Raw genomic sequence first — 7,795 nt, forward strand, 5'->3', positions numbered from 1 at the left:
TCCTCTAGCCACAAAACATTTATTAGTGAATCAAGAATCGAAAAAATAATTGTCAAATCTGACTATTGCGATATACGCATCGGGTAGAAAATCAAACCTAGAGAGCAAGACAACTGAGAGTTAATTTCCACTGCCAGAAAATATGTGACTATTATTTCTCTACCGGAAATTTCCTCCTCCACCTCCGACAGTTCTCACACTTCCCACACTTCCCACACTCCCCACACTCCCCACACCTCCTACACTCCCCATCTCCCTTTCAGCTATAATTCAGGAATCTTCAACAATAGAAAGAAAAAGCCTTACCCCATGCTAAAAAACGACCCACTTTGGTTCAAAGACGCCATAATTTATGAAGCACCAGTTCGAGCATTCGCCGATAGTAACGGTGATGGAATAGGAGACTTTCGCGGACTTACAGAAAAATTAGACTACCTCCAAGACCTAGGCATAACAGCAATTTGGACCCTACCATTTTTCCCCTCCCCCCTCAGAGACGATGGTTATGACATTGCCGATTATAGAAGTATTAACCCCATTTACGGCAACCTAGAAGACTTCCAAGAATTTCTCGACGCTGCCCACGATAGAGGTATTCGAGTCATTATCGAACTTGTAGTTAACCATACCTCCGACAAACACCCCTGGTTCCAAAGAGCGCGTCGTGCCCCAAAAGGTAGCGTAGAAAGAGACTTCTATGTTTGGAGCGACAGTCCTGATAAGTACCCAGAAGTCCGCATTATTTTCCAAGACTTTGAAAATTCTAACTGGGCTTATGATTCTGTAGCTCAAGCTTACTATTGGCATCGGTTTTTCTACCATCAACCAGACCTCAACTATGAAAACCCTGCCGTACAAGAGGCAGTTTTAGAAGTGGCAGACTTTTGGTTAGACATGGGAGTTGATGCCATGCGCCTTGATGCAGTGCCTTATCTTTGTGTTGAAGAAGGTACTAACTGTGAAAATTTGCCGGGAACCCATGTCTTCCTGAAAAAGTTACGGGCGCATATCGACCAGAAATACTCCAACCGAATGTTATTAGCAGAGGCTAATCAATGGCCGGAAGATGCTGCTAAATATTATGGAAGTGGGGATGAATGTCAGATGAATTTCCATTTTCCTTTAATGCCTCGTTTATTTATGGCTTTGCGGATGGAGGATAATTTTCCTATTTCTGACATTCTCAATCAAACTCCTTCTATTCCTAATAATTGTCAGTGGGCTTTGTTTTTGCGAAACCATGATGAGTTGACTTTGGAAATGGTGAGCGACGAAGACCGAGATTATATGTATAAGGCTTATGCTCAGGATACTCAAGCCAGAATAAATTTGGGTATTCGTCGCCGTTTAGCTCCTCTTTTAGGAAATGACCGTCGGCAAATAGAGTTGCTGAATAGTTTACTTTTGTCTTTGCCTGGTACTCCCGTTCTATATTATGGGGATGAAATAGGTATGGGGGATAATATTTATTTGGGCGATCGTAATGGTGTACGGACTCCTATGCAATGGAGTGCTGACCGTAATGCTGGTTTTAGTCGTACTAATCCTCAAAAGTTATATGCTCCAGTTATTGTTGACCCTGAATATCACTATGAAACTATTAATGTAGAGGCTCAAAGGTCTAATTCTAATTCTTTGTGGTGGTGGATGAAGCGTTTGATTTCTACTAGGGAACGTTTTCAAGCTTTTGGTCGTGGTTCGTTTGAGTTACTACATCCTGAAAATAGGAAGGTTTTGGCTTTTACTCGGACTTACTCTGGTCAACATATTTTGGTAGTGGCTAATCTCTCCCGTTTTGTACAAACAGTAGAGTTAGACTTATCAGCTTTCAATGGTATGGTACCTGTGGAAATTTTTGGTCGGACTAAGTTTCCGACTATTCAGGAATATCCTTACTTTTTTAGTTTGAGTGCTTATGCTTTTTATTGGTTTACTCTACAGCCACAACAAACTTATGTTGAAACTTTAAGACCTTTGAGTAAACCTCCTGTTTTGACAGTGGCAGAAAATTGGAAAAATATATTTTCTCAGCCAGAAAGTAAGAAAAAGTTAGAGTCAATTTTACCTAATTATTTGAGTGGCTATCCTTGGTTTAGGGGTAAAAATAAAGTAATTCAATCTACAGAAATAATAGAAGTAATTCCGATTGATTATCAACAGAAAGAAACTGCTTTAATATTTCTAGAATTTCACTATACAGAAGGTCCGATAGAAACTTATTTAATTCCTTTGAGCTATTTAGGTCAGTCGGAAATAAGTTCTCAAATTCCTCCCCAAAAAATTATTGCTGAATTACAGATACAGCAGCAAGATAAAACTGGAATTTTGTTTGATGCTTTAGCGCAAAGAGATTTTTTAAATATACCCTTAGCAGCTATCAACAAAAAACAAAAACATCAAGGAAATAGTGGTTTTATTCAGGGAAATAAAACTCATGTATTAGCAGAGATAATGCAGGCAACTACAGAAGATATTCAGCCACATATTTTGTCTGAAAGACACGATAAAACTTTAATTAATTTCGGCACAAGGTTAATACTTAAATTATTCCGAAAACTAGAATATGGTATTCATCCAGAACTAGAAAATGGGAACTTCTTAACAGAGATATCAAAAACTCAAAATTCAGCAATTTTAGGGAATATTTCTCAAACAGCAGGATATCTAGAATATCACCGACAAGGAACTAACTTAATTACTATTGGCATATTAGAAGAATTTATTCCAGAAGCAAGAGACGGTTGGTCTTATACCTCTGATGCTTTGAGGGATTATTTTGACCGAATAATGGTAGAACAAACATCTGTAAATCAGTTAGAAATTCCTGGAATTACTGTTAATAATAGTTTGAATATTGAGATTACTGAATCAGTCTACGATGTGATTGGTTCTTATATTAATGTAGCCGAAAATTTAGGTAAGGTTACAGCAGATATTCATAACGCTTTAGCCTCTGATTCAGAAAATCCCAACTTTTCTCCCGAACAGTTTACGCCTTTTTATCAAAGGTCGGTTTATCAATATATGAGAAACCAAACAGGCAAGATTTTATTAAAGTTGAAAAAGCACCTATCAAAATTTTCAGAAGATACGCAACAATTAGCTAAAAGTGTGATTAATCGTCAAGACATAATTATGGAACATTTAGGTTCGGTAGTCGAACGAAAAATTACCGCTATCCGTACCCGTTGCCATGGAGATTATCATTTAGAAAATGTTTTATTTACAGGTAAAGATTTTGTCATTATTAATTTTGAAGGAGAAGCTACTCGACCTTTAAATGAACGTCGCATGAAACGTTCTCTGCTTCGAGATATTGCAGTAATGTTAGAGTCATTTTATTATGCAGCTAATGTTGCTCTCCGGGAAGAAATTAAAAATGGGATGATTCGTCCTGAAAATATTTTAGCAATGGAACAATGGTCTATATTTTGGTATACTTGGGTTAGCATATCTTTCTTAAAAGCATATCTTCAGAGTACAAATTCAAGTTCATTTTTGCCTCAAAGTGAACAAGAAATACAGGTACTTTTAGACGTTTATCTATTAGAAAAAGTCATCTATGAACTTGACTATGAACTGACCTCTCGCCCTGAATGGATAGAAATTCCTCTCAAACGAATTCAACAATTAGTTCCATAATTTATTCAGACACAAGTTTCCCATTTAGAAAAAATTTGCGAATAATAGCTGTGGGTTAATTTTACGGAATATTTTTGATATAGCAATCCTAAATGGGTTGTGAGAAATTAAAAAGTAAATAGGGTTTGCTGAAAAAGTCTTTTAGTAGGGGTAGGAGTCAGGATTCAGGAGTCAGGAGGAATGAGCGAGGAGGCAGGAGGCAGGAGGGGAAATTATCCCTTGATTTTTCAGCCATGAGTCAACCCAAAATCCTAACATGCATGAGCATGAATAGCTAAAAACCTGGTACTTTTTAAAGACTTAAAATTGCTCAAACCCATCTTTGTCAATGCTTTTATATTTAATCAGCAAGTCCTAAATAAAAAATTTGAAACTCTTACCTGTTCCCTGTAGCAATAGTGCCTCTTGCCTAAAAAGCAGTAATATTTTCCCACTAATAAAATAGGATTGCTATAGTTAATATCAAATCCGGTACTATAAGTATAAAAAATGTAGAATTAAGCATTTATAGCGGAATTCTGCGCAAACAGCTATTAGCACTTCATCAGTCAGTTAATAGCCAAGCTAAGGTACAGAACTAATTAAAATTAGCGGACGATATTTTTCTTTATATTTAACTTTTTGAAGATTAATTCATCCTGAAAAACAGGATAAGTTAATAACTCATAGCTGACGGCTGAATACTTACATTTAGAGAAACCGAGTTTGTATGAAATTAAATACCCAACTCTAGGGTGCATCTCAATATTTGCAAAAATACTTTTTTCCTATTTCTTATTTCCTATTTCCTATTCCCTGTTCCCTGTTCTCTGTTCCCTAAAAGCGATGATTTTTTGGCTTTCTTAAAAATTGAGATGCACCCCAACTATACTAACATCTACCTCNTCAATATTTGCAAAAATACTTTTTTCCTATTTCTTATTTCCTATTTCCTATTCCCTGTTCCCTGTTCTCTGTTCCCTAAAAGCGATGATTTTTTGGCTTTCTTAAAAATTGAGATGCACCCCAACTATACTAACATCTACCTCCCATAAACCGTGTGTCTTATTAACACTCCAGAACAAGGGGATAGGAAATTAATAAAATTGAAATTATTTACAACCAATAATTTTGACTAAGAAATAAATATCGCAATTTCCACAGTTATGAGGTACAGTTTTTTTATTCTTTTCTATTCCCCATTTCCTCTACTCCGTAAAACAAGAGAGTTTTGTACCTCAAGCTTTTTGGGAATTGCTATAAGATAAATAGCCTCCCCTTTCAAAAGGATGAAAAAGTAAATTTTTGATTTTCTTACCGAATAATTTAATTAAGGTTTAAAGCCTCTCACTCGCCGTGGAGAAACAATGAATTTATTTTCCTTTTATTCAATCCAATCCGTTTTAGGGAGAGGTANAAGCCTCTCACTCGCCGTGGAGAAACAATGAATTTATTTTCCTTTTATTCAATCCAATCCGTTTTAGGGAGAGGTAATTATCAATTATCAATTATCCATTATCCATTATTGAACTGCTAATTCAGATTTGAGGTAGTAATGACTAATAAATTAAATGACTTGAGCCGAATGCTAAATGCTGAATGCTTAAACCTATATTTATTAGTTAAAATTTAGTCATATTATCAACTAGATTCTAATGCTACAATCAGAATAAAGTATATTAAAGTAGGATATTAATAATATAGGTGGATAATAAATCTAAAAATTGGACAGAAGTCAGTGAACTAAGTTCTACTATCGAACTGAAGTTTGCAGGGAACACTGATACAGGTATTATACGCTCCGTTAATCAAGATTCTTACTACATAGACCCGGAAGGACGATTTTTTATTGTTGCTGATGGGATGGGGGGACATGCAGGTGGCGAAGAAGCTAGTAAAATTGCTACAGAAGTAATTAAAACTTATCTAGATAGTCATTGGCAGGATACTATAGAATCACCCCAATTGTTAGAAGATGCCTTTATTCAAGCAAATGAAGCTATTATAATTGACCAGGAAAAACATCCTGAACGTTCAGATATGGGTACAACAGCAGTTGTGGCTATCTTCCGAGAACCACAACCTTGGTGTGCAAATGTAGGAGACTCTCGCCTCTATCGACTTCGGGGACAAGAGCTAGCACAAATCACAGAAGACCAAACTTGGGTAGCTCAGGCAGTCAGACAAAATGCTTTAACCTCAGACCAAGCTAGAGTACATCCTTGGCGTCATGTACTTTCCCAATGTTTGGGTAGGGAAGATATGGGTAGGGTAGACCTCTTGTCTTTAGATGTTCAACCAGGCGATCGCCTTTTACTCTGTAGTGATGGATTGACAGAAGAGTTATCTGATGAGAAAATTTCTAGTATTTTTGAGATTGCACCTATTTTAAGTTATGGTGATGCTTGTGCAGATATTGCTGAAAAACTGGTAAATGCTGCTAAGGAGGAAGGTGGTCGTGATAATATTACAGTCATAATAGTCGCTGTTGATAGTTGATAAGGTTTGTGACAGAGACTTAAATGCTAGCTTCAATCTAGCTATGGCGGACAATTAGTCCGTAACAGTCTGTGGACTGGATAATGCCGACATTGCCAGGTAGAAGCAGGAATAGGACAGATAATTGTAGATTTTTACAGATTATTGTAGCTTTCTAAGAACGGTTAACTACTGCAAATGACCAAAGTTATTGGTTTAATTAGTGGCACTTCGGTGGATGGTATAGATGCAGCTTTAGTTGATGTTACTGGTGGTCAAACAAATTTGACAGTTCAACTACTAGCAGCATCTACTTACCCTTACCCAGAAAATTTGCGTTCCCAAATTCTTGATGTTTGTGGCGGTGTCTCTCTCTCAATGGCTGAATTTGCTGAACTTAATGATGCTATTGCCCAAGAATTCGCTACAGCAGCATTGACAATTAACCAAAAATATGATAATAAAGCACAACTAATTGGCTCTCACGGTCAAACTGTTTACCATCGTCCGCCCTCTCAACAATTAGGTTATAGTCTACAGTTAGGCCGTGGTGAAGTAATTGCTAATTTAACAGGAATTCCCACTGTTAGTAATTTTCGGGCTGCTGATATTGCTGTCGGTGGTCAAGGTGCGCCCTTAGTTCCTTGTGTCGATCTTCATTTACTGAGCCACCCAGAATATACTCGCTGTGTACAAAATTTAGGTGGAATTGGCAATGTTACTTATTTGAAAAATCAACCGCTTCGCCCAAGTCAAAAGTCAAAATTCAAAAGTAAAAAAGAAGAGGAAATAGTAACAAGTTTAGCTTCACTTCCTGCAAATCAAAAGTCAAAAGTCAAAAGTGAAAAAGAAGAGGAGATAGTAACAACTTTAGCTTCTTCTCAAACAGTTTTAGGTTGGGATACAGGACCTAGTAATACATTATTAGATTTAGCAGTAGAACATCTTTCTCAAGGAAGTAAAACTTACGATAAAAATGGAGAGTGGGCAGCTAGTGGGAGACCATGCCAAGAGTTAGTAGAAACATGGTTAAAACAAGATTTTTTCCAACAGAAACCCCCAAAGTCTACAGGTAGAGAATTATTTGGCAAAGACTATTTATTTAACTGTCTTACTGATGCAGAAAAATATAATTTAACTACTGCTGATATACTGGCAACTCTCACAGAATTAACAGCAGCTTCAATCAACCATAGCTATAGAAATTTTCTGCCGAGTTTGCCTGACCAAATATTATTATGTGGTGGTGGTAGCCATAACTTATATTTAAAAGAAAGGATAGAGAAACTATTAGCACCAATACCAGTAATGACAACTGCTGAAGTAGGCGTAGATGTAGATTTTAAAGAAGCTATATCTATGGCAGTTTTAGCTTATTGGCGCTCTTTAGAAATTAAGAGTAATTTGCCAGAAGTTACAGGAGCAAAAGCTAAAGTCATGTTAGGAGAAATTCATCAACCAATTATAGGAAATAGGAGAAATAAAGAATCAGTAAAAAATTAGAAAATAATTACCCTGAAGTAATTATTCTACTCAACCTTTTGCTTTTGCGGTTGTCTTATGAATATATTGTAGAATAAGGTCAAAATTGCTCCGAATTTCTCCTAGTTGTTTTATCCAACTATTAGAAGTAGCTATAGTTTCCTCTTCCTGTTTTATTGCTTCAGCAATTTGCTTTTCAATCTCTGTATAAACC

The 7,795-nt window shown here is 36.4% G+C and carries 3 protein-coding genes; all 3 read left to right on the forward strand.

Going from position 1 to position 7,795, the window contains the following annotated elements; genetic code table 11:
- Positions 1–309 precede the first annotated feature (309 nt).
- A complete protein-coding gene (gene treS / locus AFK68_RS19660) occupies positions 310–3,642 on the forward strand; it encodes a maltose alpha-D-glucosyltransferase (protein ID WP_094674367.1) in 3,333 nt (1,110 codons plus the stop codon).
- Positions 3,643–5,376: 1,734 nt separating this feature from the next.
- Complete coding sequence (locus AFK68_RS19665) at positions 5,377–6,120, forward strand: PP2C family serine/threonine-protein phosphatase (RefSeq protein WP_094674371.1); 744 nt, start codon at positions 5,377–5,379, stop codon at positions 6,118–6,120.
- A gap of 177 nt (positions 6,121–6,297) precedes the next feature.
- Complete coding sequence (locus AFK68_RS19670; protein ID WP_094674369.1) at positions 6,298–7,602, forward strand: anhydro-N-acetylmuramic acid kinase; 1,305 nt, start codon at positions 6,298–6,300, stop codon at positions 7,600–7,602.
- The last annotated feature ends 193 nt before the right edge of the window (positions 7,603–7,795 follow it).

The sequence above is a fragment of the Hydrocoleum sp. CS-953 genome (assembly GCF_002260545.1).
Taxonomy (GTDB): Bacteria; Cyanobacteriota; Cyanobacteriia; order Cyanobacteriales; family Microcoleaceae; genus Trichodesmium.

Excerpts from the sequence above, each read along its gene's own strand:
- treS (WP_094674367.1), top strand. The coding sequence starts at position 310 with ATGCTAAAAAACGACCCACTTTGGTTCAAAGACGCCATAATTTATGAA.
- AFK68_RS19670 (WP_094674369.1), top strand. The coding sequence starts at position 6,298 with ATGACCAAAGTTATTGGTTTAATTAGTGGCACTTCGGTGGATGGTATA.